Origin of the sequence: Sediminibacillus halophilus, assembly GCF_900103695.1 — a bacterium.
In the GTDB taxonomy this organism is placed as follows: Bacteria; Bacillota; Bacilli; order Bacillales; family Amphibacillaceae; genus Sediminibacillus; species Sediminibacillus halophilus.
Map to the genome: position 1 here is coordinate 624,543 of NZ_FNHF01000001.1, position 24,451 is coordinate 648,993.

Genomic DNA, 24,451 nt, shown 5'->3' on the forward strand with positions numbered 1-24,451 from the left:
ATAAAAAGCCGGGGATTTTTTCAAAACGCTATTCGGATGGATTAATTCTCAGACTTTTGGCCGAACGCGTCTCCGTCTTTCAGAACAAGTCCACATCTTTTTTATAAGTGTTTTACTTTTTCCACTACCATGTAATAAATATTGCTGTTTAAATTACCATTGGACACGGAAAAACCAACAGACTCCAGTTTTTCCTGCAATGCTTCTTTGGGAAGCCGTACGTCCAACGGGGGCCCTTCTTCATGGTTTGACTTTTCCCATTCTATGATAAGCAGCCTCCCCTCTTCACTGATTACCCGATGGATTTCCTGCAAGGCTTGCTCCAGCTCATTCACTTCATAAAAGACAAATGCAGCAACGCCTCTCTGGAATGAATTATCGGGAAAATTCAAATAATCGATTCCACTTGGCATTCTGTCTATATTCTCGAGTCCTTGCTCGACAGCTCGATCGGCAAGCTCTTCGAGCATTTCCTGTTGGATATCCACAGCGACCACTCGGTCATCGGTTTTTTTGGCTATAGGTATAGTCAAATAACCATTACCCGCCCCTAGATCAATCACTTTTTCATTTCCCTGCAAATTCAACAGGTCGATAACTTGATCAATCGGAACTAATTCCTCTCTTTCGGGATTCAATAATTGATCTGCTTTTTGATAGGAAAATAATTCTCCTGCCATGTTTATCCCCTTTCCCTGATAAGTATACTGATATGTAGCCTTTTATTTCATCCTTCAAACTCCCTCCACTTTTTAGAAGGTTCTTGAAAAACTCTGAAACCTGTCGATTAGGAAACAGCAATATAGGGAAAATATAGTAAAGACCAGTCAAGAGGAGGGAATACTGTATGACTTGGATTTTTATTCTTATCATTCTTGCCTTTGTTATCGGTGTCATTGTGTATTTTAAAACAACTGGAAAAAGGAAAAACAGCGATACAGATATGACTACAGAAGAACTGGAAGCATTTAATGAAGATTACATCAAACGTGGCGCCGAACACGAGACGGATGAGGCGGAAAAACTTTGAAGACAAAATGAGGGGCACCCTTTGGTGCCCCTCATTGGTGGTTGCTACAACCCTTTTTGTTTGTTTACTTTTTCTTCAATATAAAAACATAAATCTCCAATCGTATTAAACTGCTGGAATTCTTTTCCTTCCATGACATCCCGATTATAAACGTTGGTCAAGTCCCAATAGCGCATTAACTCATCATAAGCCTGTCTGAATTTGTTCCTGTCTCCAGCAAACAAGTAGGATAAACTTGCTTCTGTAGTCAAGAAATCACTGGCGTCAACTCGTTCTTTATCAGCATATTTATAAACATACTTTACCACAATTAAATAAATTTCATAAACGATGCCTTTCGATTGCGCAAGTTCTTTCATTCTTTTCTTCGTTCTTTTTTGGTCAAAATCAATTAAGTTCCCCATTGTCAGCACCTTCCCTGCCATTAAAGATGTTTTATTCATTCTATCAATAATCACTCTAAAATACTTTTACCACTTTTGAAAAATTAGAAACTCTTTCCTTTCAGACAGGTATAGATGACAGGCTACACTCTCTTATCACATGTAAAGGTTACATCGAAAGGGTTGCCGAACTTATCCTGAATAACCGGAGAACGTATTTCTAATCTTTTCATGAATTTTTCTGTATAATGATAACAAAGCAAATAAAATGAGGTGCGGGAGTTGACACGGATGCGTGCAGGTTTGCTGCTTTTGATCGGGTTATTATTCGTTATGGTGGTTGCTGCCTGTTCAGATGATGATACACAGCCAGTGATGGTCAAATCAGAAGAACAAGCGGATGCAACAGAAAAAAAACCTGTCTTAGTAGAAAAAGAGACGGAAGAAAAGGATGAGGATTCAGGGCAAGAAGAGATGCTGCTTGAATTCACCTTACCGAACGAACAGGTTGTCATTGATTTAAATCAAGTCACGATTTTGAAGCATTACTTATCTGCGGTTGCAGACAGAGACGCGGAAATTGAGGATATGGCATTAACAAGAGTTGATATACCAGATAAGGATACAATTTACCTTTTGGAGTTTTCCTGTAGGGAGGATAGTTGCTCTTACCTACTTCTGAATCAGCAGGAAGAAGGCGGTTCTTACCTTGCAGCAGATTTAGCGATGTTTAAATCCGCCTCTATTTCACCTGAAAACGACCTTTTATTATTATTGTTCAACAGAAAAGATACTGGCTTGAAACCAGAAATTTCCAAGGACAAGATGGTGATTATCGACTTGGAACAAATGAGCAGGCAAAGGACGCTGATGGATAACGGAGAACCGTTCAAAAATGAATATCATTGGCCGATTCTGTCCGCATCCTGGAAAAACAACCAGGTTTTAACCGTGACGGTACCAGCCATATCGGATACCGAAGAATCGCTTAAAACCTGGTATCAATCCGACCAACCGACAAAAACGATAGAATTGACTGTGGAATGATTGAAAATTCGGACTTTTTTGTTATCATTGAAAAACCATTTCCTTATGTGCTTTAATGTTTTTGCGCTCTCCGTCAATATAAAATTCACAATCCATATACAAAGTGTGACTACCCTTTTTTAAGGGGTTGAATACTTTTGCTTCCTGGGGATGATAGACATCTCCGGGGTTCAGTTCCTTGGTGACCGGACTGCCTGTGAAGTTCTTCGTGTCGTGATTGACACGGAGAGATATCAATGGAGTACGATGAGATAAAACAATCGGCTCATCTCCTATATATTCAAGTGATCTTAAAACTTGAAATCCCTCTTCGTTTTTTTCAACTTGAACATGCATAATAAAATCCTCCATTTGCTCGCTAACCTGTACAGGTTCCGCCAGCTTTGCACTGGATGTTTCTACAAACCAATATGCTGCCGCTCCCCCAATAACAGCTAATGCAGTACAAATCATCAGCAATTTCTTTACCATCTTTCTCCCCCTCTGTTTTACTTTAACCACCTTCTATGTATTACCATCATCCTATATTATAGACGATGGACCTATGGAAAAAGTTTCATATTGCCGACAATTTTTTTAAGATTGAATGACAGTAATATCGGGAATTGCTTTATCAGTGCCCATTATTTATGGAGGTGGAAATCATGGAAAATATGACAATGAAACAAACTAATATAGAAACGAGTAAAATTGGACTGGGAACATGGGCAATCGGAGGCTTCCAGTGGGGAGGCACGGATGAACAGGAAGCGGAAAGAACCATACATGCTGCCTTTGACAAAGGGATAAGACTGCTTGATACAGCTCCTGGTTACGGACTTGGAAAAGCAGAAAAATTAATTGGCAAGGCGCTGCAAACCTCCTCCCTCGATCGTTCCGAAGTTATCCTTTCATCTAAAACAGGGCTTAATTGGAACGAAAAGGACGGAGTGTTCCGGGATTCCAGCAAATCCTTTATTCACAAGGATATCGAACGAACCCTGCACCACCTTCAAACCGACTATATCGATGTGTACCATATCCATTGGCCAGATACACTGACTCCTTTTTATGAAACAGCGGAAGCATTGAATTATCTTTATAAAGAAGGAAAAATACGAGCAATCGGTCTTAGTAATTTCACTACCGAGCAAATGGATATTTTTCGGGAAGCAGCACCCATCCATGCAATCCAGGTACCACATAATTTGTTCGAAAGAAATAGTGAGAATGAACTCCTTCCCTATGCGGAGGAAAAAGAATTGACAGCGTTTCTTTACAGTTCGCTGGCCAGAGGGCTCTTATCGGGAAAGATGACCAAAGAAAGCCGTTTTCCTGAAGGAGATATCCGTCGTGATACGGATCCAAAATTTCAATCCCCTCGATTTGAGCAATATTTGAGGGCAGTCAAAGAATTAGATGAACTAGCCCAGGACAGATTTCAAAAAAATGTGCTGGAGTTAGCTTTGCGTTGGAACTTACAACAACCCGGTTCTACTTTATCGTTATGGGGCGCCCGGCATCCCGATCAATTGGCACCATTAGATGATCTTTGGGATTTCTCTATCGATGACGAAACGATGAGGGATATAGACGAAATCCTGATGCGGACAGTGAAATCCCCTATAGGCGTCGAATTTATGGCTCCACCTAATAAACAACAATTATAAGGGACAAAATATTGACTTAACAGCTTGTAGAGAGGCCTCTGGCTTCTCTGCAATTTTTTATGTGCGCCTACTTTAACCAATCCCATCCCCTCCCTTTTCTCCTGATTGGCATACTGCTGAACTAATTATCAAAGGTAATTAATAGAAAGTATATTTACCTGCAACAGGTTCATGCTAAGACAGCAGGAAATTTACTGCCAGTTCCTGCTGTGGCTTTTCATACTTACTAATACAGGTGATGCAAATGAAACGAATATGGAAAAAAGCTTCTCTGCCAGCTTTGCTAGTGTTTTTCCTTTCAGTGGCAGGCTGTACAGATAACGAGGACGGACGCAGTGCAAGCAGTGAACCGGACTACGACTTAACGCAAGTCAGCAACAAAGCAGAAGTCAGCCAGGAAATAGCTAACCAAGCCAAAAGAAGCGTTTTGAAAAATGAAGAAGTTATTGGAGCACGCGGAGTCAACACTTCTGAACAAATTCTTGTCGCAATAGAAGTCCGACAGATGGATCGCTTTAACCTGAAAAAATTAGAAAAAAGAATCACTTCCGACTTGGAAAATAAGTTTAAGGAAAAAAAAGTGACTGTGTCTACCGATAAAAAAATTTACTTAGAGCTGGACGAGCTTGAAAGTCAATTGCAAACAGAGGATTTATCGAAGAAAAAGTTAGACCAGGAAACCAACAGGATTAAGAAATTGATTTCAGATCAAGCATAAAGAACGAGGGATGACAATGACTTCCAACAAACAAACGAACCAAGATTATCAACAATTCGCCAAGCAACGGGAAACAAAGCGGCCGGTATTTAAAAATTGTATTCGAGCGTTTCTTATCGGTGGCCTGATATGTGCTTTTGGTCAATTGATATCTACTTTCTATATTCATTTTTTCCATTTCACCGAGCAAAATGTAGGCAATCCCACTGTGGCTACACTTATATTTATTACCATGTTGCTAACAGGGTTCGGCGCCTATGATAAACTTGCACAATTTGCGGGAGCTGGCTCTGCTGTGCCGGTAACTGGATTCGGCAATGCAGTTATAGCGGCAGCAATTGAACATCGAACGGAAGGATTCGTCCTCGGTGTTGGCGGCAACATGTTTAAGCTAGCTGGTTCTGTCATTCTCTTTGGCGTGTTTTCTGCATTTGTCATTGCATTGATAAAAACACTACTTATTCAGTGGGGGGTAATATGATGCTAACTGGCCAACGAACTTGGACATTCGCCAATAAGCCGGTAATCATTTCGACAGGCACTGTTGGCGGACCCTTCGAGGCTGAAGGGAACATAGCAGAAGACTTTGACTTGCTCCATCCCGACCTGTATATGGAACAGGATTCTTTTGAAAAGGCACATAAAGTATTGCTCGAAAAAGCAGCTCAACAAGCAATTGACAAAGCAGGGATAACAAAAGATCAAATTCAATTTTTTCTCGCCGGCGATTTAATCAACCAAATTACCCCGACAAGCTTTTCGGCCAAAACATTGGGGACACCTTATTTGGGACTTTTTGGAGCATGTTCCACTTCGATGGCAGGACTTGCACTTAGTGCGTTCTTAGTAAATGCCAGTGGCGCGAACTATGTATTAACCGGGGCTTCCAGTCACAATGCAGCCGTTGAAAAACAATTCCGATATCCCACCGAGTACGGCGGACAAAAACCTCCAACTGCCCAATGGACAGTGACAGGGGCAGGAACCGCCTTGCTAAGCAATTCTGGACAAGGACCTGTTGTCACTTCCGCTACTATCGGCAAAGTAATCGATATGGGCTTGAATGATCCATTTAATATGGGTGGAGCTATGGCGCCCGCTGCAGTGGATACCATTGAAGCACACCTTAACGATTTAAACCTTGAGCCTTCCCACTATGACTTAATAATTACTGGTGATTTAGGGAATATTGGACGCCAAATCTCTTTGGATCTTTTTAAAAAGAATGGAACGAATATTCACGATGAAAACTATGTAGATTGCGGCTTGACTATTTACAGCAAAGATCAGCATGTCAACGCAGGGGCAAGCGGGGCCGGATGTTCCGCTGTCGTTACTTACGGCCACTTCCTTAATCGCATGAACAGAGGGGAATTGAACCGTATATTGGTTGTCGCCACCGGAGCCTTATTGTCACCGCTTACTACCCAGCAGAAAGAGTCGATACCCTGTATTGCCCATGCTGTAGCAATCGAATCCGGAGGTGAAACAACGAAATGATGTTTTTTTGGGCATTCGTAGTGGGGGGACTTATTTGCGTAATCGGACAGTTGATGTTCGACATTCTCAAGCTGACTCCCGGCCACACACTCAGTATTCTGGTAGTAGTTGGAGCTTTGCTTGACGGTTTTGGTCTTTACGAACCACTTATCGACTTTGCGGGTGCTGGTGCTACCGTTCCTATTACCAGTTTTGGCAACTCATTGGTTCATGGTGCCATGCAGGAAGCTGAACAGCATGGTTTAATCGGAGTTGTCACTGGTATGTTCGAAATGACAAGTTCGGGTATCACTGCAGCAATAATTTTTGGCATGATCGGCGCTATTTTATTTAAGCCAAAAGGGTGATTCAGCAAAAATGATGGTTGGTAAAATAGAAAGATCCCATTCCTAAAAAGATAACCTTTTAAGGAACGGGATCTCGTTTTGTACAATAAACTCGTAATCAGTTTATCCGGATCGCCACCTTGCCAAACTGCTTTGCCTCCTGCAAATAATCAAACGCTGCTTTTGCTTCTTTTAAATCGAAGGTTGCTCCTACTACTGGACGGATCTTATGTTCCTCCATGAAGCGAAGCATATCACGCAATTCTTCTCTGCTCCCCATTGTGGAGCCAAGCAATTGATATTGTCCATAAAAAAATTTTCGGATATTTATCGTAATATCGTCTTCGGTTGTTGCTCCAAAACTGACTAGTCTGCCGCCTTTTTTTAAAACATCCAGTGACCGGTTGAAAGTAGCCCGTCCGACACTGTCAATCACGAGGTCGATTTTTTCTTCTGCTAAAGCTTCCTGCCAATCGCCGTTAGTATCGATTGCCCTGTCAGCACCTAAATCGCGTGCTTTTTCCCGCTTTTTTTCACTTCTGGAAGAAACAATAACACGGACGCCCTTAGCTTTCGCAAATTGGATCAAAAAAGTTGCAACCCCACTGCCTGCCCCGGGAATGAATAAGGTTTGCCCTGATTGGATGCTTCCTTTAGTAAACAAGGCCCGGTAACCTGTCAAACCAGACAAAGCGAGTACTCCTGCTTCCTCCCATGTCAAAAAAGGCGGCTTTTTTTCAACATGCTCAGCTGCTATCACGATATATTCAGCAAACGTGCCATTATCCGGCATTCCCAGGATTTCAAAACCTGACGGTGGTGCATCACTGTTATGGTACCAACCCAAGCCCGGATTGAGAATCACTTCGTCCCCTTCCTTTATTCGGGTAACACCTTCTCCGGTTTCGACAACCGTCCCTGCGCCATCTGATCCCAACACTAATGGTTCAGGCTGGCTGCCTCTTCGTTTTGGTATATTTAGGTCCCGATGATTCAGACCAGCCGTTTTCAGCTTGATTTTGACCATTCCTTTGCCAGCCACAGGTTCCTTTATTTCTTCATAAGCAAGTGTATCACCTTGATGGACAAAAGCTTTCATCCAATCATCCTTTCTTAATAAAATTATGTAGAGTTTTTTTTATGGTACCATACGTCTTCCCCCAACTCGAAACATTTCGTTCACTGGTAAACAGAGGGACAGTCCCTCCCCTTTACCGGGACTGCCCCTCTGTTAGTTGGTGTCAGAATATAAATAGTGCCAGTACGGTTGATATAAATAATCCGCTCATTACAGGCAGAAAGTTTTTTCGTACCAGTTCCATGACCGGTACACCGCAAAATCCTGCAATGGCAACCAATGAAGACCAGGCGATAATTGTTCCTCCCCCAGTCCAAATCGATCCCATTTGACCGATGGCTGCAAGTACGGACGGATCAATTGTTCCGTCCGCAAGAGCACCAGACAATGCTCCCGTCAACGGCAAGCCAGAAAATCCAGAGCCATCAAGTCCTGTAACCATCCCAATAATCAAAATGCTAAACGCTGCCAATACTGAGCTCTCTGGAAGATATGCTTGTAAAGACTGCACTAAATCAAACAGCAGCCCAGGGGTCTTGTCTGCCTCGACGGAAAGAATGGAACCGGCAAAGTCAGCGCTTCCGAGAAAGAAAAATCCAGCAATCGGAATCACAGGGCCCATCGCTTTAAAAGCAAAGACAAACCCATTGGTAATATGTTCGCTGATATAATCCAATGCTCGATGCTTGCCAAATGCCACGGTCGATAATAAAAGCAATACCACTGCGACACCACCGATAAAGGCAGCACCGTCCCCTCCCTCGAATCCTCCCATTCTTCCGGATGTAAGCTTTGTTGATACCATGTATATCATGACGCCCAACATAGATAATGGGACAACTACAGCAAAAAATTTACCCCAAAGCGGGACATTCTGCTTATCATTTAACGGTTGATCTTGATTGTCTATCCCCCGCATCTTGCTTAATTCATCGTCATTTCTGGGATCATTTTGCGAACGAATATGCCGGCGGTTGAAAAAGTAAGCAACGGAAATAGCGATTACACCAGTTATTACTGATAATACAAGTCCTTTCTCCAATACGGCTGCCGTTTCCACTCCGGCAGATGCTGCAGATAGGCCGGGCGCCACTTGAATGACATAATCAGATGACAAAGCCATGCCTTGCCCGGCTAGAGCTACAGCAACCGCTGCCACAGCTGCAGGCAGCCCCGCCCGTATGGCGGCTGGAACGAGAAGAGCGCAAATAAGCGGTACAGCTGGGGTGGGCCAAAAGAACAGAGAAATAACATAAGTAACACCAACTAATACAAAAAAAGCTAAATGCCCATTGACCATAACCCTTTGGATCGGCTGAATCATTCGTCTATCTGCATCCAAGTCCTTTAAGGAATGAAGCAGCGCAACCATAAACGTGATAATCAAAAAGATGTTAAACAGTTCTTTAGCAGCTACAAGATTGGCGTTAAAAATGGCTGTAAATCCACCGATGACGCTGCCTTTGAAAACCCAGGCGACCAGAAAGGTACCCAGAAGCGTTGGCAATACCACGCCTTTACGAAAAATCATGGTTAGGATAATGAGAAACGTAAAAAAACCATATAACCAATGGGAAATAGTCAATTCCATAGCAAGGAGCCCCCTTCGATTGGTACTGCTTATGTGTGCTATAGCCTATGCAATCGAAGATCTTGGAGTTCCGGAGCACCCATGATGGAGTTCCCAGACTTTTTCCCTGGGAATCATACTTGATTTACAGAGCTATCCTTAAAAAAAACGCCTTGGCCTCTATCGCCAAGACGGGTAACGTTACTACTTATTTAAAAAATCCAATACCTCTTTATCAATTTTACCCGGCTCTAATTCCCTTTCCTCAAAATTTTCGGTATGCAGGTATTCCGTCAGTCTCTTCTGAAGCTCTTCCTCAGATACATCCATACTTCTAAGGTATCCTTTGTTCACCAAACCAGAAATTACCTTCTGCTTTGTTGTTCCCTCAATAAGAAGTACGTTTTCCTGTTTCGTCTCACCGAAATAAAGCTGCTGCAGCTGGTAAAGACGGGTAATTTCTTGGATAGGTTCTGGATGGTCATCAACCAATAAATCAACAAGCCTGTCATTGAACCCGCCATATCCTCCCTTATCTTTCACAATATACAGAGCCGCCGACTGCTTTCCTCTACTGTCCCCACCAGCTTCTTGGGCAGCTTGCAGACATGACAGCAACCGTTCAGCCAACGTTCCTTGTGATTGTTCAAAGGTTTTTGCCATTTGGGAAACAGTGGCTTCATTTACGAGGATATTTCCCTGGGCTGCAAAATTTTTCCCATGGATGCCACCTGCCCAATCATAGCATTGTTCTCCAGTATAAGACGCGCTGTTTCCCTTGGCATCCACAATACCAACTTGCCGTTCTTCCCTCTGTGGATCATCTTTTGTCAAAAGATCCACAACTTCTTCTGGTGTGTACCCTTTTTCAAGAAGTTCAAGACCCCGCGGACCGTATGAAGGATTGGCAAAAGCCTGGGTCGCTACTGCCCCTACACCGGCCTTTGCCCATGGCACGACAGATCCTACCGCAATGAACTTTGATTGAACAGCTATCCCGTGTTCTCCAGTTTCCGGATCCACTCCGACAATGGAAAAGGTTGCTACGATATTTTTCTTCATGTGTATTCCCCCTTAATGATCTGCATTCATTTTAGAACAAAATTACTGACAACAGCAATGTATTTACCTGAAAATTAGTCCTTTTCTGACATTATTGAAAGTTGAAGATCCATGTCAAAGCGTTTCATTCTTTGCAGGAAGGGTATTTTTATTTACGAAACGAAAAATAAAAAGGAGGACGTTATATGTCACCATTTATTCGAAAATATACAAACGACGAACATTTACAGCAAGATGTAAACAAGTTAAGTCAAAAGGGCATTGATAAGGATAATGTATATGTTCTTGCCCATGACAGCGATCGGACTAAGCGTGTTGCAGGTAATGCAGATGCCAACACCATCGGATTAAACGAGATGAACTTAAAAAGTGCCGTTGGTAATCTGTTCAATAAAAAAGGGGACGAGCTTCGTACAAAGCTGAAAGAAGTAGGCTTATCTGATGTAGAAGCTAACAATTATGAGGAAGAATTAGACGAAGGGAAAATTTTACTAGTCGTTACCAATACAGATAACGTAGAACAAATTTTGACCGATACCCTTTAGAGAGAAAATGGGGCTGTCACAAAAGAGAGGTTTTTGCGGACATGCCCCTTTTGCTAAATAGGTATATTCTTTACAAGGAAAGGTTACACACCTGTTGATATTGTGTTCAGAATATCTACCACAATAGAGATACTGTAGCATTACTTATCGGTTCATTGATTCTTCCAATTTGACCTTTTCATTACAATCCATGCAAAATAGCTTCCCCTTATGGTGGACACCGTCAAAAAAACCATCTCTACAATAAACTGCTTTATTACAACGAACACAGTTGCCGATTAGTTCCTTCATGAGACCTCCCCCTCATTTTCTTCCTTATAGTTTAGTTTCGATCTTATCATGGTCTCGCTTCTGCCAACCGTGGCTGTTTATAGAACAAAATAGAAATGACTATCGAACTCAATATAAAAGCCGGAAGCATGTAAGAACCATTATAAATCGCTGAATAGAGCCAAACCGGCTGTCCTTCGGGTGCATTCTCCGAAAAGAAAAATACCCCGGCCAACAAATGACCCAAAAAACGCAAGGTACATCCTACAAGAACACCAAGTGCAATATACACAAAAAATACTGAATGTTTACCGTCTTTCAATGCTGTCTGCACTTTTGTTGATACAATTCCAGCAGTACCGAGAGCAGTAAAGGCCAGACCGTATTCTATCAATCCTTGTAAAGGTGTAAGAATATAAGCTGTGCCGGTCACAACTTGAAACGCCCCGAACAACAGACCGCTTAACAGCCCCCCTTTCATCCCCCACCGGAAAGCAACAAGAAACACTGGTATCATAGCTAAGGATACAGATCCGCCTTGCGGCCAAATTTTAAACGACAGGAAAGGAATAATATCAAGAACGAGTGCCATAGCAGACATAATAGCTACCTCGACCAAAAACAATGTTTGCCTTGATTCCATCTTACAGTCCCTCCATCCGTTTATAATCAATAATAAATAAGCAATGCAAAAGGGGAAGCTTCCTGATGGAATTACCCGTTGCATTGCTTACAGCGCCATCAAAAAAGCCGCCATCCCTGCGCTAGTGTTAACTAACAGGTTCAAAGGGTCTGAACGTCTGTGTCCACTCTCAGCCTGTTGGCTCCCCCTGAAGGCTTTCGTATCATCTTTTTTGTTAGTCACAGTATAACGAAAACTGCTAGATATCACAAAACGTACGATATTGCTCTCCTCACCGCAATGTGCGAAACTTTTCTGTCAGACCGGAATGACAGTCACTGGGACAGTCGACTTTTGCAAAACTTTATAAGTCACGCTTCCAAGCTTTTTATTTGGCTTTCGCGGAGCTAAAAAAATCCCTTTTACCGCTATCCCTCTTGCCTCTTCACATATTTCCTCAGCAGGTATTCCCCAACGTGTTTTGCAGACAACCTCTACCCGCCCTTTTGTTCTTGCTTCTGCCTGATACAGTATTCTGTCTGAGGTTTCCTTTTTATAACTTTCCAGCGTCTTTTTCCCGACCTTTGTTTGCGCATACTGTGTATGGATTCTCGGCTGGACGTTCAACAATTGGATTGCATAACCACTTACGAGCGCTGCCTCGACCGCATGATCAACTGCCGTTAAACATTGTTCACTTCCATCCACTGGAACCAAAAAAATATTCTGCATGGGCGTTCACCTCTATTGCAGTCTATTCAATTAGTAAGAAAAAGGGCACCATCTGTCGGTAAAAAATCAGGTTCCTTGTTCACAGGTTTATGATTGTTCTTTTTCTTTCGTCAATGGGTAAACGCCGACACTTTGAATGACTAACGACAATAAGATAGCTGCGAAAGTCAAGGATACCAGAACATTATCGTTATCCACGCCAGCTTCTAATCCCAACAATAACGCTACCGACATCGTCCCTTTTATTCCAGACCAGGTAATCAACCCAACGTCACCGGCACTAAAATTCTTCCTCCAGGCAGGTACCGCGCTCGTAAAACCTGCCAAGACAAGGAAACGGACAACAAGCGATAAAACAAAAATGATAAAGGCAAGTACCCAGCCTGGAAATGCAAGATAATCTGCAGCATCTATACCGATAAGCAAGAAAATAAGGGCTAATACAGATGGCTCAACAATATTCCAAAACCCATCAAGTGAATCATGGAAGTAGTCTTCTTTCTCCGATTTGCCGAATTCCCAAGAAAGCATAATTCCGGCAGTTACCGTTGCCAAGACACCGGAAACACCTATTTTCTCTGCGATATGGAAGCTTCCATACGCGACGATAATACTGAGCATTACCTGATATTGTTTATGATGCGTATAGTGTACCGCCCGGCCGAGGAGCCAGCCAAAGATAATCCCAAGAATAATCCCGCCTGCAGAAACGAGTATAAATTCTCCTAAAAAGGATCCGACCGAGAAGGACTCTCCACTTTTATACATTGTCAAAAGCACCGAATAGATAACGATGCTTGTTCCATCGTTAACCATCGATTCTCCTTCAACAATATCGGCTATTTTTTCATTTCCAGTCGATTGCTTTAAAATGGAAACAACTGAAACAGGATCGGTTGGTGTCAGGATAGCTGCGATTAATAACGCTCCTACAAAGGAAATCTGAAGGAAAGGCCCACTGATGAAATAGATGGCGACACCTAGAAGTCCAGCTGTCGCCATTAATCCAACAGTTGTAAGCGTAGCAATGATCCATTTATTTTTCTTTAACGAATCGAGCGAAAACTGGTATGCCGAAGTGAACAATAAGGCCGGTAAAAAAACATTGAATATAATCTCTTTGGTAATTTTGAGAGAATCGAAATAAGATATAAACGATAGCAAGATTCCTAACAGTACCAATACCATCGGTACCGGAAAATATTTCTGTTTTTTGTCAATGGAAAAAACAATATAACCAATGAATAATAGTAAAACGATCTGGTGTGCTAGCAAGACTAAGACTCCCTTCTACAGCATTCATATCTATACCTATTCTTTTAGCCTTAAACCGAGCGGCTTAAACTGTAGTATATCCATGTTTTTTTCTGCTACCTTTTAACAATCTCCCAGATAACACCTTGTATCCCTATTCAAGGAGTATGCTGATCGAAAAAACTTAACTGGAAAAGCGGAAAGCGGAACAACCATGGGTTGTTCCGCTGATTCCATACTATATAAAAACAAGTCTTTATGCCTCTGTAAGCTTTAAGAATTCTTCTACATCGTCCTTGCACAATTGAATGGCTTTCTCCCAAAATTCCATCCTGTCCAAGTGAACATTCAAGTGTTTTTCAGCTAATTTCTCCACGCTCATACGTCCAGTGTCCCTTAATAGAGCCACATATTTGTCCTCAAAACCTTGTTCAGATTCCAATGCATCGGCATAAATGCCGAGGCTAAACAAATAACCGAATGTGTAAGGAAAGTTGTAAAAAGGAACATCGGTAATATGAAAATGAAGTTTAGATGCCCAGAAAGTCGGATCATAACCGTAAAGCGCATTACAGTATGCATCCTTTTGTGCCTGTTTCATCAATTGGTTCAGGCGTTCAGCAGAGACAAGACCTTTTTTACGTTCATTATAAAATTTTGTTTCGAACAAAAAACGGGCATGTATGTTCATGAAAAATGCCACACTACGTTGAATTTTATCATCCAGCAAAGAAATTTTTTCTTCCTTTGTTTCTGCATTTTTTACAGCAGCATCGGCTACAATCATTTCAGCAAACGTAGAAGCGGTTTCGGCCACATTCATTGCATAATCCTGATTTAGTATTTCAATATCATTCATCACGAATTGGTGATACCCATGACCGAGTTCATGTGCTAAAGTAGCTACATTCGAGGACGTACCAGAATACGTCATAAAAATGCGTGTTTCCCGGCTATCAGGAAAACTTGTGCAGAAACCTCCAGGGCGTTTACCAGGACGATTTTCTGCTTCAATCCAGCGTTTATCGAAGGCCATCTGGGCAAATTCTGCCATTCCGGTACTGAAACGGTTAAATTGTTCAATAATGATTCTCGCAGCATCATCATACTCGATTGTCTTGTTATTTTCCCCTACAGGTGCATCGAGGTCAAACCAGCTCAGTTTTTCCAGCCCCAGCAATTCAGCTTTTCGCCGGAGATATGAGACAAACGGCGTTTTATGATTGGATATTGCTTCCCACATCGCATTTAGCGTCTTCTCGCTCATCCTGTTATACCGGACAGGTTCTTGCAAAACATTTTCCCAATGACGATGTTTGTATGTCTGCAGACGAAAGCCGGCTAGATGATTTATCGTCTCACTGAACAAATCTGTTTGCTCCAGCCATGCTTTTTCCAACTTATCAAATGCAGACTTACGCTCATTTCGATCTGGACTACTCAATAAGTTAGCCGCCTGTCCGATGGAAAGCCGTTCTTTCTTTCCATCTTGTTCCCAATCTATTCCCATTTTTGCCACAATGGCATCATACATTTCTCCCCAGGCGTGATAACCATCCATTGCCAAATCGTTCAACAGTATTTCCTGTTCAACCGGCAGTTTGTCCATCGCATTTTGCCGTCTTTCATCAAGGATGAACGAAAACGGAGCGATGGTCGGTTGTTGAAGGAGACCATTCCATACATCGGAATCAATCTGTACAAATTTACGGTCAAGGATTGTCAAATTCGCAGAATATGCTGCGCTCAGTTCACTTCTTTTTCCGACAAGAAGTTTTGCCTTATAATCATGTACATCTTCAGCCGTCAAGCAGCTGACAAAAGCTGACACCTCGCCAACTTGCTTGGACACTTTCTCTAGTAAACTTATCACGCTCTCCAAATAAGCGACATCCGCAGGATCCTCTGGCAGCGGAAACCCTTTTACTTGTTGGGAAAGCTGATCCAAATCTCTTTCCAAAACGGCTATGTAATTTTGAAGCTCGGCCGATTCGCTTCCCCCGGGAAAAATAGATTCCAAGTCCCAACGTGGATTATATCTGCTATTCATCCAACACCTCTCCTTTTTTCTAGCAAAATAGCAAGAAAGAAAGGGACAGCTCACTCCCCAAGATTCCTACTTGTTATTTCCCTATTTTGGTATTCTATTATACCGCTTTTTTCACCAGATTGAAATCGCTTGCGGGGACAGTCCCTCATCGCCTCTTCTCCTGCAATCTTTTGCAGATTCTACAGTAAGGGGGACTGTCCCCCTATTTTCTTCTGTCCCCCGGTTTTCTTTCATCCTATTCATGATTCATGCTGATATAGTTATATGACGCGAACGTATGAGGGATTGGCTGTGAGATAATAAACCGATCCTTTGGAATTTTTGACTTTATATTGATAGCTTTTGCCAACTTTCACTTTGTCAACGATTTCCGGAAACCCGTAACCTTTATCAATCGTGTTGACCATATGGGTATCGCTCCAAGAAGGTCGATTGTAATACCGCAAGTCATTCACTTTACTTTCCACTCTGTGGCCTGCATAAGCAGGTTGATTATTACTGTTTTTATTTCCCAGGACAATTTTTGCACCTGTGCTTGGATGTGCATATATCTGAACCTTGCCAAAGTCTGCTGTCTCAATGATGTAAACATTCGCCTGGGTTGTGCCTTCAATCCTGTATTCTAAACCACCAAATTTTGCTGGTCTTAGAAACCCTTTTTCATTACCTTTTACCGGAGAAACACCTAAAGGATAAACACGCCAGGAGTTCGCATCATCTGGAAGAAACAGCGTTTGACCGACAGAGCTGCGGGTCGATGGTTGTTTTGCCGGAGGGACATTAACCGGTTTGCTCCCAACGTTCTTATTACTTGGTCCAGAAGGCGATTGGTACTCGTATCCTGTAAATTGACAAAATGCCTTTACAACTGCCTCTGCTAATGTTCTCCAATTCTCTCTTAGCTGCTGTATATCATCGCCCTTTGAATCTGCAAATCCGTATTCAATAATGTTCGTTTCTACTTTTCCTGTATCCCTGATCATAAAATAGTAATCTTGGTTACTATTGTCGGGCAGTGTTCTCGTATAAATATTCCGTAGATTTTGTCCTGCCTTCCTTAATTCTTCTCCTATCGATTTTGCCATTTTGCCATCGCTGTAAATGGAGTGGATGACTTCTGCTCCATCTCCGCCCCCTGCGTTTATATGGTTGGAATGACAATAGTCGGCTCCACTGTCTATAACCAAACGTGTCCTTTCTTCTGGAGTAAGGGTTTGATCTTTTGTTCGAGTAATAGCGACTGGAACACCCAGCTCCTGGTACCGTTGTAACTGGTATAGCGATATTTGCAGGTTCAGATCTTTTTCCGACCAATATTGATTGGAACCGCCGCCTGGATCGTTCCCCCCATGTCCGGGGTCAATGATTAAGATAGGCGCCACTTACCGATCCCTCCTTTTATTTTGTTAACCCATTTTGTCTTAGAACATCCCGCTGCTGCTTTCCTTTCTTCGTTACATAATTGTTCTTAAACCATGCATAGACAGAAGTAACGACTGTGAAAATACTGGCCGTTATTTGCTCCGCCATTTCACTATCGATTGGAAGTGGAGACTTGGAGAACATGACAAGCACTTGGTTTACAAGAGCCAAAGCCAATACAACGGTTCTGATCCATGTTCCTTTGTCCATTTCGTCACCTCCTCAGTCCAGATTGGAAGCATAAAACCTCTCCTAATAGTAGAATCAAATTAAGCATCTTCGGTCACGGCAGCTATCGTATTTTCAACAGGAATCCGCATCTATCTGTGTTACAATAGAAATAGTTTCACTAATATAATTGTTTGAAGACAGGAGTAAGGTGCGATGAACTTGATCGGAGGATTACCTGTAACTATCGATGCATTAAACGAGGAAAGCGCACGGGAGATTTCATCCTGGAAATATGAAGAACCTTATGACTTATATAGTCATGACGGAAGTCCTGCATTAATCAATGAACTATTAAACGGCTCCTACTATGGGGCGAGGGTGAATGAATCGTTGATAGGATATTACTGTTACGGGGAAAGTGCGCAGGTTCCTGCAGGAAAAAAAGAAGGGTTCTATGGCGGAACCGCTCTTGATATCGGACTTGGTCTCCGACCGAATTTAACCGGAAAAGGATTTGGCACCAGTTTCCTGTCCAGGGGCATGGAATTCGGCAGTACAACATTTCAACCCGACAGATTCCGTTTAACCGTCGCTGCCTTCAATCAACGGGCTGTAATTGTATACCAACGGCTGGGTTTCACCATACAAGGCGCATTTATGAACAATAATATTGAATTTATCGTCATGACCTGCCCATTGAGGGATACGGAGGAAATAAACGAAAAATAGGAAATGCATCCATTGAAAAACTGGATGCATTTCCTATTTCGAATCCCAATTTGCCTAACAAAAGTCCGTGCCTCTATTTTCATTCGCTACAATCTTTCCTCTAAGCGGGAGGTCAATCCTGCTATTTCCTTCCGAAATTCTGCTACTTTTTCTTCTTGCAGTTGTTCTTCTCCATATCGAACCCGTTGATACAGTTCTGTGTCGTTTACCTGTAAATCAATTCGATGGAACCATTCCTCTATCGACTCAAATCGCTTTCTGCCAAGTCCTTTTTTGGCGGCAAACAATTCAAATTCTAAAAACAATTGGCGGACAGTATCGTCTATCTGCGGTTTCTGCCTTTTAAATAGTCGCCATCCCTTTTGTCTGTCTTGATCAGACAGCGCTTCATAAGTAACCATTGTTTTAGAGTTATCAACTGTTTCGATTTGTATCCGCTTGCGGTAAATCTTTAAAACTATCCACACAATGATGGCCAACGCACCGATGATCACCAACCATTCCATAATATGAAAAATTCGATCCGCAGCTTCTCCATTAAAATCATCAGGACGCTCTGGTAATGGATCCTCCGCCCCCTGGTTTTGCTCCAGCGTATTTCCGTTCCGCTCTGTCTTCACCAGCTCGGGCTCCAAATCAAAAGGACGCAGCAAAGCTGCCATTGCCCCTCCTGCCAATGAAGACAACAATCCACCGGCAAATAAATAAATGGATCGGACACCATTATATAGAAAGGCTATAACCAGTCCAGCTGCAGCGAAAACACCTAACGTTCCGCTTACGATATAAACACCGAATCCCTGGTCTTTTTCCATTCCAAAAACATTGCGAAGTAAAAACCCAGACAAAATCAGTACAAATTGTACAAGGCCAATTGCCAGAAAGGTAATATCGGTGCTTAAGAGCAGGTAACCTGATAGCATGAAAAAGCTTAGACCAAGAATGGTTTTTTCCTGTTCATGATCGGCATCCTCTTGGTGTTTCATAAATCTCCAGCACAGTAAAACTCCTGTAATAACAGCTGCTGGCCAAGGGATGTGAAAGAAAAAAACAGCCATTGCAGCAATTCCGATAGCAAGGATTATGAGGGCACCCATCATAGCAGTAAACCGCATAATCAATATACCGGTAACCGCATGGATACAGACGAGAAGAAAATAACTCCAAAATGGATAGTCCAGATGAAATACCCATAAAAATGGTACCGCCAGCAAATAAATGAGTATCGCTTCACTTGTGAACTGATAGAATCGAGTAATCGTGAGGGCTGTATGATTCATCGGTATTCCCCCCAACTTTTCATCGATCCTGTTTCTGTCGAATCTTCCACATAAAACACTGGCATCCCTTGTTTACACCACTTATTGGCATAATGTTTGGATGCATCATCCATTTCTCCGAAAAAAACAACAGATTTTTGTTTATACATATGGTTATCAACAAAATGAAGCAATGAACCTGGAGTTTCCAGCTTATAGTTTTTATCCACTCTTGCCAGCATCTCCAACGCTTCTTTTAGATGTGTTTTTCCACTTCCAGCTTCTATTGAGAAGAATCGCTTTCTGCCTGGCCGCTGTAAATTGAGATAGATTTCAAAAGGGTATCCTTTTTGCACAGCAACATGGCAGAAATAGGTCACCTGGGAAAGTATTTTCTCCATAGAGGCAGAAAAATACCGGTTGCCGAGTCTGCTTGTTTCTCCCAAATTAATGACCATTACCCAGGTGAAATCCAGACTGCGTTCATAAACTTTGGTCTGAAGCCTCATCGTTCGAGCAGTCGCCTTCCAATGGATCCGGGAAAAAGAGTCAGAATGAACATAGTCTCGTGCTCCAGCTGCATCCATTGTATCTTCAAAAGGGGAAATGACCGCACGCTGATTCCCCGGTGCTTGTACAAACGCACTTTGAACCCCTTGCACCGGCAAGGGTTCCGGATAGACAATCAACTCCGTACGATAGAAGCCGTTGAAATTCAAACGGATTGTGTCAAATCCCGTAAGATGGGGAAATAAGTAATGAATATTATGGATTCGTGCTGTACCTCGTTGTTTTGCCGTGAAAGGAAAGCAAACCTTCGTTTTTCCTTTTCTGGCCATTGAAAAGGGAATCCCATACTTATGGGTTGCATTCTTTTCATTGCTATCCCCCTTCCCTTCTATCACATCGCCGATCGCAAAATACAACCTGCCATTCATTATTGGTAAGCGGGAATGATTATTGAATGAAAATGAAATTTCATTCGCTTCTCCTGGAAATAACCGGATGCTTTTCGCTGGGTTATCGATCACCAAACGGTTTCCAATGTTCTTTTCATAAAGCCTGTTGATAAATAAATATGCGGTAATCATTGCTACCAGACCGAATAACATGGGACGATTAAAAATAATGCTGAAGACAAAAATAACGATGACCAGGAAAACCATTAGTTCATAACCATAGTTCAACTGATCGCCGATTCTTTTTTCCAGCTTCATGATACAGGCTCTCCTGCTTCCACTGGGACGTCTATTTGTCCGATTATTTCTTCTAATACTTGGGCTGGCGTTTTACGAATAGAGCCTTCCATGTTCAAAATCAGACGGTGTTCAAACAGATAAGGGGTGAGCAACTTTATATCCGCCGGGCTGACATACTCTTTTCCCTTGATTAATGCATAGGCCTGTCCTGCTTTCATCAATGCCAGGGCCCCCCGGGTACTAATCCCCAACTCGATCTCATGATGCTCACGGGTTCCTCTTACCAGCTTGAGTAAATAATCCCGGACAGGCTGCGAAACTGTTACTTGTTTTACCTGCTTCCGCCAATCGACCAGTTCTTCAAGCTCTATAACCTTCTTCAGTTCTGTAAAAGGTTCTGCTTCCCTGTATGTATCGAGGATTGTCCGCTCTTCCTCTAAAGATGGGTAGCCCATATCAATTTTAAATAAGAAACGATCTAACTGAGCTTCTGGTAATTGGAAAGTACCATGGTTGCTTTCGACAGGGTTCTGAGTAGCAATCACTAAAAATGGGGCAGGAAGTGCTACTGTTTCACCATCCACCGTCACCTGCTTTTCTTCCATTGCCTCCAACAAACTTGATTGCGTTTTCGGTGTAGCACGGTTGATTTCATCGGCAAGTAAAATATTCGAATAGACTGGACCTGTTCGCAGTTCAAATTCCTGCGTCTTTGGATTATAAAATTGGATACCTGTTACATCGCTTGGCAGTACATCCGGCGTAAACTGAATCCTTTGAAACTTTCCGGAGATGATTGTTGCAAAGCTTTTGGCCAGCTTTGTTTTCCCAGAACCAGGCACACTTTCGAGTAAGATATGCCCTTCTGCCAATATAGCTGTGAACAGCAGTTCTACAGCTAGTTCCTTTCCGATGATTGCCTTTCCGATTTCCTGTTTTGCTGCATTAATTTTAGCCTGTAAAGATGCCACCATACTTCCCCCTTAGAATGTCTTTTTACATATTTTATCATTTTTAATAAGCAAAAAGGGAGGAATCGACGAAATTTTCAATAATTTTTCCTGCTTTTATGATCAATGAACTGTCACTTCCGGGTTATAGAGTGAGTTCCCATCATTGGGGCAGAACACGCAAGTTCCTAAGAAACAGTACGCCTTCGAATAACCTATGAAGAGGCGTTCTTCCCTTCTACAAGGTGGAGGCCGTACCCATATTTCTATCCCAAGGGAACCTTTGTAGTTAACAAACAGCAGAATAATAGTATACGTTGCCAGTTTATGTCGATGACGTTTATTAAACTTTTAGACAGGGATTTCTATAAATAAGAAAAATCTGCCCGTTAAGGCAGATCGACTCCATTATTTCATGTTTGGATCCGGATAATCATCTGAGTTGCGCATGGCGAACAATGGTGTATTGTAAATATATGGCGGTGCTGGCGGAAGTTTTGGTTTTTTACCAAAAGGCACTGGGTGTTCTACGTAATTGAACATACCGCATCCATCCATGCTAGGTCCATGTGCCCATCGTCCTTCAGCGCTAGCGTTTCCGTTAGAGAGATTAAACAGGGTATAAGCTACTTCCTGCTTTTCCAGATTACGAGGGAACGTACTAGGCACAACGATATTTTCTTTCGATTCTAGCTCTCTTATTGCAGCAAGCCATTGATTTTGATGCATAGTATCCCTTGCAATCAACCAGGATAGCATGTCTTTCACCCCTCGGTCGTCCGTCATTTCATATAACCGGCAAACTTGAAGTCTCCCTTGGGATTCTGCGTTTAAATTAGCCCGAAAATCAGCCAGCAGATTGCCACTGGCAATAATATAATCTGCTGTCCAACGGTTTCCTACACTGTCTGCAGGCATTGCACCAAGACCCGATACGATTGCATGCTGTGGATTTGTTCCTCCGAGTATGGCAGCAACAACTGGGTTCTGAACAGCTTCATCCAGTTCCACATCAGGAGCTCCATCCAGGAGTCTGGCTATCATGGTGGCCAACATTTCAATATGTGCTAGTTCCTCGGTCCCGGTATCCATTAATAAATCACGATATTTACCGTCTCCTCTGGTGTTCCAACCTTGAAATAAATATTGCAAGGCCACGGAAATTTCACCAAACTGTCCCCCTAATACTTCTTGCAGTTTTTTCGCATAAACGGGATCCGGACAGTCAGGCTTAGAACGATATTGCAGTTCGCTTACGTGATAGAACAATTTATCCACTTCCTTAATGTTAAGTTTTGTTAGGTTATTGCCCCTCCTTTATTAGGTATTCATCACGTAATAAAAAGGTGAAGGGGAAGCAAAGGTTTTTTCATGAGAAATATATATCGAAGGCTCTTTTACAACAGCCGTTTCTAATTCTTGTATGCTAAACCCACCTTCAAAATATATAGATATGTATTACAATAGTGTAGTAGATAGGGGGAGAAAAATGATAGAATTAGATTATTTCACTGCCGACGATTTTGACTCATTAATCAGCTGGATAACCTCTCCGGAATTGACGATGCAATGGAGTGGTCCAGCTTTCACTTACCCACTGACCCGCGGTCAGTTGTCAGCTTATATTGAGGCTGCCAACCAGGATGGAGCTAAGACGTATGCTTTTAAGGCCGTCGACACCGACAGCGGCCAGGTAGTGGGGCATATATCACTTGGCCGGATCGATTACGTCCATAAAACAGGCAGAATCGGAAAAGTAATGGTAACCGAACAGGCAAGGGGAAAGAAGGTTGCCGGAAGGATGTTGGAGCAAATTTTAGAGCTTGCATTTCATAAACTCGGTTTGAACAGGGTAAGTCTTGGTGTGTTTGACTTTAATACTCCTGCTATAAAAGCTTATGAGAAAGCAGGATTCACAAACGAGGGATTAATCAGAGAAGTCCGAAAAGTTAAGAACGAATTTTGGAGCTATTACGAAATGAGTATGCTTAAGAGAGAGTGGGAGGAAAAATAAATTAAATCCATTCGTTATAGATAGCGCTTGACCGTCATTATACCGAATGGATTGGTGTATCATTAGCGACTGCTGTTTTTAAGCGCTGCTGCATATGCCCAATTCCTTTGCAGCCTTCCAGTGGATAAACTATCTCTGGATTCGGTAAAGAAAAAGCAGCAGATATAAACGGCTTGTACTTTCTTCCGGTAAGAACAACAATGCGAGGAAAAACATCAAGGTGCTTGTTTTTTACCTGGTTTGCCAAGAAGTCACCGGTAACGATTTGATTACTTTTCTGATTGAATGTGACATCATAGTTTTCCGGTACAATATCCTTCGGAAGCAGGAATCCGTGTTTCGCAGACAAAACAACCCAATCCAGCTTAAAATGGTCGGCATACGTTTCACACAAATGATGGAACGTACCGATATATGCTTCTCTTGCCGATACAGGACCTACATCAGCCTGTTTATCCCAAATTTTTTTCTTACCGCAAGGTATAATACATAACGATTTCATTTACTTTTCCCTCCTTGTTTATCCTGCTATGGCCAAATCAAAAAAAGGCAAACCATTAAGGTTTGCCTTTTTTATCATCAGCTAAATTAGTTTTTTACAACGTTAGCTGCTTGTGGTCCACGGTTTCCTTCTTCAACATCAAAAGTCACTTCTTGACCTTCTTCAAGTGTTTTGAAACCTTCTTCTTGAATAGCAGAGAAATGAACGAATACATCGTCTTGTCCTTCTACTTCGATAAAACCGAAACCTTTGTCTGCGTTAAACCATTTTACTTTTCCTTGTGCCATGAAACATTTCCTCCTTGTGTGGATCTTCCACACACATGTATTACTATTCTTGCTCTTACCTCAACATAAAATGTTGGCGTTT

The 24,451-nt window shown here is 42.3% G+C and carries 28 protein-coding genes and 1 riboswitch; of the genes, 10 read left to right on the top strand and 18 right to left on the bottom strand.

The genetic code is table 11. The annotated features are described in order from the left end of the window. Positions 1 to 101: 101 nt before the first annotated feature. Complete coding sequence (locus tag BLR82_RS03210; RefSeq protein WP_074597547.1) at positions 102 to 680, bottom strand: class I SAM-dependent methyltransferase; 579 nt, start codon at positions 678 to 680, stop codon at positions 102 to 104. A 167-nt stretch (positions 681 to 847) separates the two neighbouring features. On the opposite strand from BLR82_RS03210, the gene BLR82_RS03215 reads away from it, so the two are divergent. Beyond that, complete coding sequence (locus BLR82_RS03215; RefSeq protein ID WP_074597548.1) at positions 848 to 1,030, top strand: hypothetical protein; 183 nt, start codon at positions 848 to 850, stop codon at positions 1,028 to 1,030. A 44-nt stretch (positions 1,031 to 1,074) separates the two neighbouring features. Here the strand turns inward: BLR82_RS03215 and BLR82_RS03220 are convergent, their stop codons facing one another. Beyond that, positions 1,075 to 1,434, bottom strand: coding sequence for a hypothetical protein (locus BLR82_RS03220; protein WP_074597549.1), 360 nt, complete (start codon positions 1,432 to 1,434; stop codon positions 1,075 to 1,077). Between the two features lie 270 nt (positions 1,435 to 1,704). Between BLR82_RS03220 and BLR82_RS03225 the strand changes: the two genes are divergently transcribed. Further along, positions 1,705 to 2,460 (top strand): hypothetical protein, encoded by a 756-nt coding sequence (locus BLR82_RS03225; RefSeq protein WP_074597550.1) that lies wholly within the window; start codon positions 1,705 to 1,707, stop codon positions 2,458 to 2,460. Positions 2,461 to 2,484: 24 nt separating this feature from the next. On the opposite strand, the gene BLR82_RS03230 is transcribed toward BLR82_RS03225, so the two are convergent. Beyond that, positions 2,485 to 2,931, bottom strand: a complete 447-nt coding sequence (locus tag BLR82_RS03230; RefSeq protein ID WP_074597551.1) for a hypothetical protein — start codon at positions 2,929 to 2,931, stop codon at positions 2,485 to 2,487. Positions 2,932 to 3,104: 173 nt separating this feature from the next. Here BLR82_RS03230 and BLR82_RS03235 point away from each other — a divergent pair, with 173 nt between their 5' ends. The 5 genes from BLR82_RS03235 to spoVAE all read left to right on the top strand — a co-directional run bounded on the left by BLR82_RS03235 (position 3,105) and on the right by spoVAE (position 6,674). Next, on the top strand, positions 3,105 to 4,109 hold the full coding sequence (locus BLR82_RS03235; protein ID WP_074597552.1) for an aldo/keto reductase: 1,005 nt from the start codon (positions 3,105 to 3,107) through the stop codon (positions 4,107 to 4,109). A gap of 244 nt (positions 4,110 to 4,353) precedes the next feature. Then, positions 4,354 to 4,827 (top strand): YhcN/YlaJ family sporulation lipoprotein, encoded by a 474-nt coding sequence (locus BLR82_RS03240; protein ID WP_074597553.1) that lies wholly within the window; start codon positions 4,354 to 4,356, stop codon positions 4,825 to 4,827. A 16-nt stretch (positions 4,828 to 4,843) separates the two neighbouring features. Further along, positions 4,844 to 5,308, top strand: a complete 465-nt coding sequence (gene spoVAC / locus BLR82_RS03245) for a stage V sporulation protein AC (protein ID WP_175486740.1) — start codon at positions 4,844 to 4,846, stop codon at positions 5,306 to 5,308. Further along, positions 5,308 to 6,327, top strand: a complete 1,020-nt coding sequence (spoVAD, locus tag BLR82_RS03250; protein WP_074597555.1) for a stage V sporulation protein AD — start codon at positions 5,308 to 5,310, stop codon at positions 6,325 to 6,327. Before spoVAC ends, spoVAD begins: the two co-directional genes overlap by 1 nt. Beyond that, positions 6,324 to 6,674 (top strand): stage V sporulation protein AE, encoded by a 351-nt coding sequence (gene spoVAE / locus BLR82_RS03255; RefSeq protein WP_074597556.1) that lies wholly within the window; start codon positions 6,324 to 6,326, stop codon positions 6,672 to 6,674. Before spoVAD ends, spoVAE begins: the two co-directional genes overlap by 4 nt. A 97-nt stretch (positions 6,675 to 6,771) precedes the next feature. On the opposite strand, the gene BLR82_RS03260 is transcribed toward spoVAE, so the two are convergent. The 3 genes from BLR82_RS03260 to BLR82_RS03270 form a co-directional block, all read right to left on the bottom strand. Beyond that, positions 6,772 to 7,752, bottom strand: coding sequence for a zinc-binding dehydrogenase (locus BLR82_RS03260; protein ID WP_074597557.1), 981 nt, complete (start codon positions 7,750 to 7,752; stop codon positions 6,772 to 6,774). 142 nt (positions 7,753 to 7,894) lie between these two features. Then, positions 7,895 to 9,322 (bottom strand): hypothetical protein, encoded by a 1,428-nt coding sequence (locus BLR82_RS03265; protein WP_074597558.1) that lies wholly within the window; start codon positions 9,320 to 9,322, stop codon positions 7,895 to 7,897. A gap of 183 nt (positions 9,323 to 9,505) precedes the next feature. Then, entirely contained in the window at positions 9,506 to 10,363 is an 858-nt protein-coding gene (locus BLR82_RS03270; protein ID WP_074597559.1) for a DUF1028 domain-containing protein, read from the bottom strand. A gap of 185 nt (positions 10,364 to 10,548) precedes the next feature. On the opposite strand from BLR82_RS03270, the gene BLR82_RS03275 reads away from it, so the two are divergent. After that, on the top strand, positions 10,549 to 10,908 hold the full coding sequence (locus BLR82_RS03275) for a YflT domain-containing protein (protein WP_074597560.1): 360 nt from the start codon (positions 10,549 to 10,551) through the stop codon (positions 10,906 to 10,908). 337 nt (positions 10,909 to 11,245) lie between these two features. Here the strand turns inward: BLR82_RS03275 and thiT are convergent, their stop codons facing one another. The 6 genes from thiT to BLR82_RS03305 all read right to left on the bottom strand — a co-directional run bounded on the left by thiT (position 11,246) and on the right by BLR82_RS03305 (position 17,468). Further along, on the bottom strand, positions 11,246 to 11,821 hold the full coding sequence (gene thiT / locus BLR82_RS03280) for an energy-coupled thiamine transporter ThiT (RefSeq protein ID WP_074597561.1): 576 nt from the start codon (positions 11,819 to 11,821) through the stop codon (positions 11,246 to 11,248). A gap of 96 nt (positions 11,822 to 11,917) precedes the next feature. Beyond that, a riboswitch (TPP riboswitch) is annotated at positions 11,918 to 12,019 on the bottom strand. A 99-nt stretch (positions 12,020 to 12,118) separates the two neighbouring features. Next, positions 12,119 to 12,532 carry a universal stress protein gene (locus tag BLR82_RS03285; protein ID WP_074597562.1) on the bottom strand — a complete coding sequence of 138 codons (414 nt, stop codon included), beginning with the start codon at positions 12,530 to 12,532 and terminating at the stop codon, positions 12,119 to 12,121. 87 nt (positions 12,533 to 12,619) lie between these two features. Further along, on the bottom strand, positions 12,620 to 13,807 hold the full coding sequence (locus tag BLR82_RS03290; RefSeq protein WP_074597563.1) for a cation:proton antiporter: 1,188 nt from the start codon (positions 13,805 to 13,807) through the stop codon (positions 12,620 to 12,622). Positions 13,808 to 14,042: 235 nt separating this feature from the next. Further along, complete coding sequence (locus BLR82_RS03295) at positions 14,043 to 15,836, bottom strand: M3 family oligoendopeptidase (RefSeq protein WP_074597564.1); 1,794 nt, start codon at positions 15,834 to 15,836, stop codon at positions 14,043 to 14,045. A 260-nt stretch (positions 15,837 to 16,096) separates the two neighbouring features. Beyond that, entirely contained in the window at positions 16,097 to 17,218 is a 1,122-nt protein-coding gene (locus BLR82_RS03300) for an N-acetylmuramoyl-L-alanine amidase family protein (RefSeq protein WP_074597565.1), read from the bottom strand. 16 nt (positions 17,219 to 17,234) lie between these two features. Then, positions 17,235 to 17,468, bottom strand: a complete 234-nt coding sequence (locus BLR82_RS03305; RefSeq protein WP_074597566.1) for a phage holin — start codon at positions 17,466 to 17,468, stop codon at positions 17,235 to 17,237. 174 nt (positions 17,469 to 17,642) lie between these two features. On the opposite strand from BLR82_RS03305, the gene BLR82_RS03310 reads away from it, so the two are divergent. Continuing rightward, entirely contained in the window at positions 17,643 to 18,158 is a 516-nt protein-coding gene (locus BLR82_RS03310; RefSeq protein ID WP_074597567.1) for a GNAT family N-acetyltransferase, read from the top strand. Between the two features lie 86 nt (positions 18,159 to 18,244). Here BLR82_RS03310 and BLR82_RS03315 read toward each other — a convergent pair whose 3' ends face one another. The 4 genes from BLR82_RS03315 to BLR82_RS03330 all read right to left on the bottom strand — a co-directional run bounded on the left by BLR82_RS03315 (position 18,245) and on the right by BLR82_RS03330 (position 22,835). Beyond that, positions 18,245 to 19,438 (bottom strand): hypothetical protein, encoded by a 1,194-nt coding sequence (locus tag BLR82_RS03315; RefSeq protein ID WP_074597568.1) that lies wholly within the window; start codon positions 19,436 to 19,438, stop codon positions 18,245 to 18,247. Then, on the bottom strand, positions 19,435 to 20,634 hold the full coding sequence (locus tag BLR82_RS03320) for a DUF58 domain-containing protein (RefSeq protein ID WP_074597569.1): 1,200 nt from the start codon (positions 20,632 to 20,634) through the stop codon (positions 19,435 to 19,437). The genes BLR82_RS03315 and BLR82_RS03320 overlap by 4 nt, the downstream gene beginning before the upstream one ends. Next, positions 20,631 to 21,587, bottom strand: coding sequence for an AAA family ATPase (locus BLR82_RS03325; protein WP_245693633.1), 957 nt, complete (start codon positions 21,585 to 21,587; stop codon positions 20,631 to 20,633). Before BLR82_RS03325 ends, BLR82_RS03320 begins: the two co-directional genes overlap by 4 nt. Positions 21,588 to 21,974: 387 nt before the next feature. Continuing rightward, the gene (locus BLR82_RS03330; RefSeq protein WP_074598252.1) at positions 21,975 to 22,835 is read right to left on the bottom strand and encodes a manganese catalase; all 861 of its coding nucleotides are present in this window, start codon (positions 22,833 to 22,835) and stop codon (positions 21,975 to 21,977) included. Between the two features lie 220 nt (positions 22,836 to 23,055). On the opposite strand from BLR82_RS03330, the gene BLR82_RS03335 reads away from it, so the two are divergent. Then, the gene (locus BLR82_RS03335; protein ID WP_074597571.1) at positions 23,056 to 23,580 is read left to right on the top strand and encodes a GNAT family N-acetyltransferase; all 525 of its coding nucleotides are present in this window, start codon (positions 23,056 to 23,058) and stop codon (positions 23,578 to 23,580) included. Positions 23,581 to 23,617: 37 nt separating this feature from the next. On the opposite strand, the gene BLR82_RS03340 is transcribed toward BLR82_RS03335, so the two are convergent. Next, a complete protein-coding gene (locus BLR82_RS03340; protein WP_074597572.1) occupies positions 23,618 to 24,082 on the bottom strand; it encodes a DUF6884 domain-containing protein in 465 nt (154 codons plus the stop codon). Between the two features lie 86 nt (positions 24,083 to 24,168). After that, entirely contained in the window at positions 24,169 to 24,369 is a 201-nt protein-coding gene (locus tag BLR82_RS03345) for a cold-shock protein (protein WP_053219883.1), read from the bottom strand. Positions 24,370 to 24,451 lie beyond the last annotated feature (82 nt).

Bases quoted from the DNA above. Each gene is read 5' to 3' on its own strand.
- BLR82_RS03210 (WP_074597547.1), bottom strand. From the start codon at position 680: ATGGCAGGAGAATTATTTTCCTATCAAAAAGCAGATCAATTATTGAAT.
- BLR82_RS03215 (WP_074597548.1), top strand. From the start codon at position 848: ATGACTTGGATTTTTATTCTTATCATTCTTGCCTTTGTTATCGGTGTC.
- BLR82_RS03220 (WP_074597549.1), bottom strand. From the start codon at position 1,434: ATGGGGAACTTAATTGATTTTGACCAAAAAAGAACGAAGAAAAGAATG.
- BLR82_RS03225 (WP_074597550.1), top strand. From the start codon at position 1,705: ATGCGTGCAGGTTTGCTGCTTTTGATCGGGTTATTATTCGTTATGGTG.
- BLR82_RS03230 (WP_074597551.1), bottom strand. From the start codon at position 2,931: ATGGTAAAGAAATTGCTGATGATTTGTACTGCATTAGCTGTTATTGGG.
- BLR82_RS03235 (WP_074597552.1), top strand. From the start codon at position 3,105: ATGGAAAATATGACAATGAAACAAACTAATATAGAAACGAGTAAAATT.
- BLR82_RS03240 (WP_074597553.1), top strand. From the start codon at position 4,354: ATGAAACGAATATGGAAAAAAGCTTCTCTGCCAGCTTTGCTAGTGTTT.
- spoVAC (WP_175486740.1), top strand. From the start codon at position 4,844: ATGACTTCCAACAAACAAACGAACCAAGATTATCAACAATTCGCCAAG.
- spoVAD (WP_074597555.1), top strand. From the start codon at position 5,308: ATGCTAACTGGCCAACGAACTTGGACATTCGCCAATAAGCCGGTAATC.
- spoVAE (WP_074597556.1), top strand. From the start codon at position 6,324: ATGATGTTTTTTTGGGCATTCGTAGTGGGGGGACTTATTTGCGTAATC.
- BLR82_RS03260 (WP_074597557.1), bottom strand. From the start codon at position 7,752: ATGAAAGCTTTTGTCCATCAAGGTGATACACTTGCTTATGAAGAAATA.
- BLR82_RS03265 (WP_074597558.1), bottom strand. From the start codon at position 9,322: ATGGAATTGACTATTTCCCATTGGTTATATGGTTTTTTTACGTTTCTC.
- BLR82_RS03270 (WP_074597559.1), bottom strand. From the start codon at position 10,363: ATGAAGAAAAATATCGTAGCAACCTTTTCCATTGTCGGAGTGGATCCG.
- BLR82_RS03275 (WP_074597560.1), top strand. From the start codon at position 10,549: ATGTCACCATTTATTCGAAAATATACAAACGACGAACATTTACAGCAA.
- thiT (WP_074597561.1), bottom strand. From the start codon at position 11,821: ATGGAATCAAGGCAAACATTGTTTTTGGTCGAGGTAGCTATTATGTCT.
- BLR82_RS03285 (WP_074597562.1), bottom strand. From the start codon at position 12,532: ATGCAGAATATTTTTTTGGTTCCAGTGGATGGAAGTGAACAATGTTTA.
- BLR82_RS03295 (WP_074597564.1), bottom strand. From the start codon at position 15,836: ATGAATAGCAGATATAATCCACGTTGGGACTTGGAATCTATTTTTCCC.
- BLR82_RS03305 (WP_074597566.1), bottom strand. From the start codon at position 17,468: ATGGACAAAGGAACATGGATCAGAACCGTTGTATTGGCTTTGGCTCTT.
- BLR82_RS03310 (WP_074597567.1), top strand. From the start codon at position 17,643: ATGAACTTGATCGGAGGATTACCTGTAACTATCGATGCATTAAACGAG.
- BLR82_RS03315 (WP_074597568.1), bottom strand. From the start codon at position 19,438: ATGAATCATACAGCCCTCACGATTACTCGATTCTATCAGTTCACAAGT.
- BLR82_RS03320 (WP_074597569.1), bottom strand. From the start codon at position 20,634: ATGAAGCTGGAAAAAAGAATCGGCGATCAGTTGAACTATGGTTATGAA.
- BLR82_RS03335 (WP_074597571.1), top strand. From the start codon at position 23,056: ATGATAGAATTAGATTATTTCACTGCCGACGATTTTGACTCATTAATC.
- BLR82_RS03340 (WP_074597572.1), bottom strand. From the start codon at position 24,082: ATGAAATCGTTATGTATTATACCTTGCGGTAAGAAAAAAATTTGGGAT.
- BLR82_RS03345 (WP_053219883.1), bottom strand. From the start codon at position 24,369: ATGGCACAAGGAAAAGTAAAATGGTTTAACGCAGACAAAGGTTTCGGT.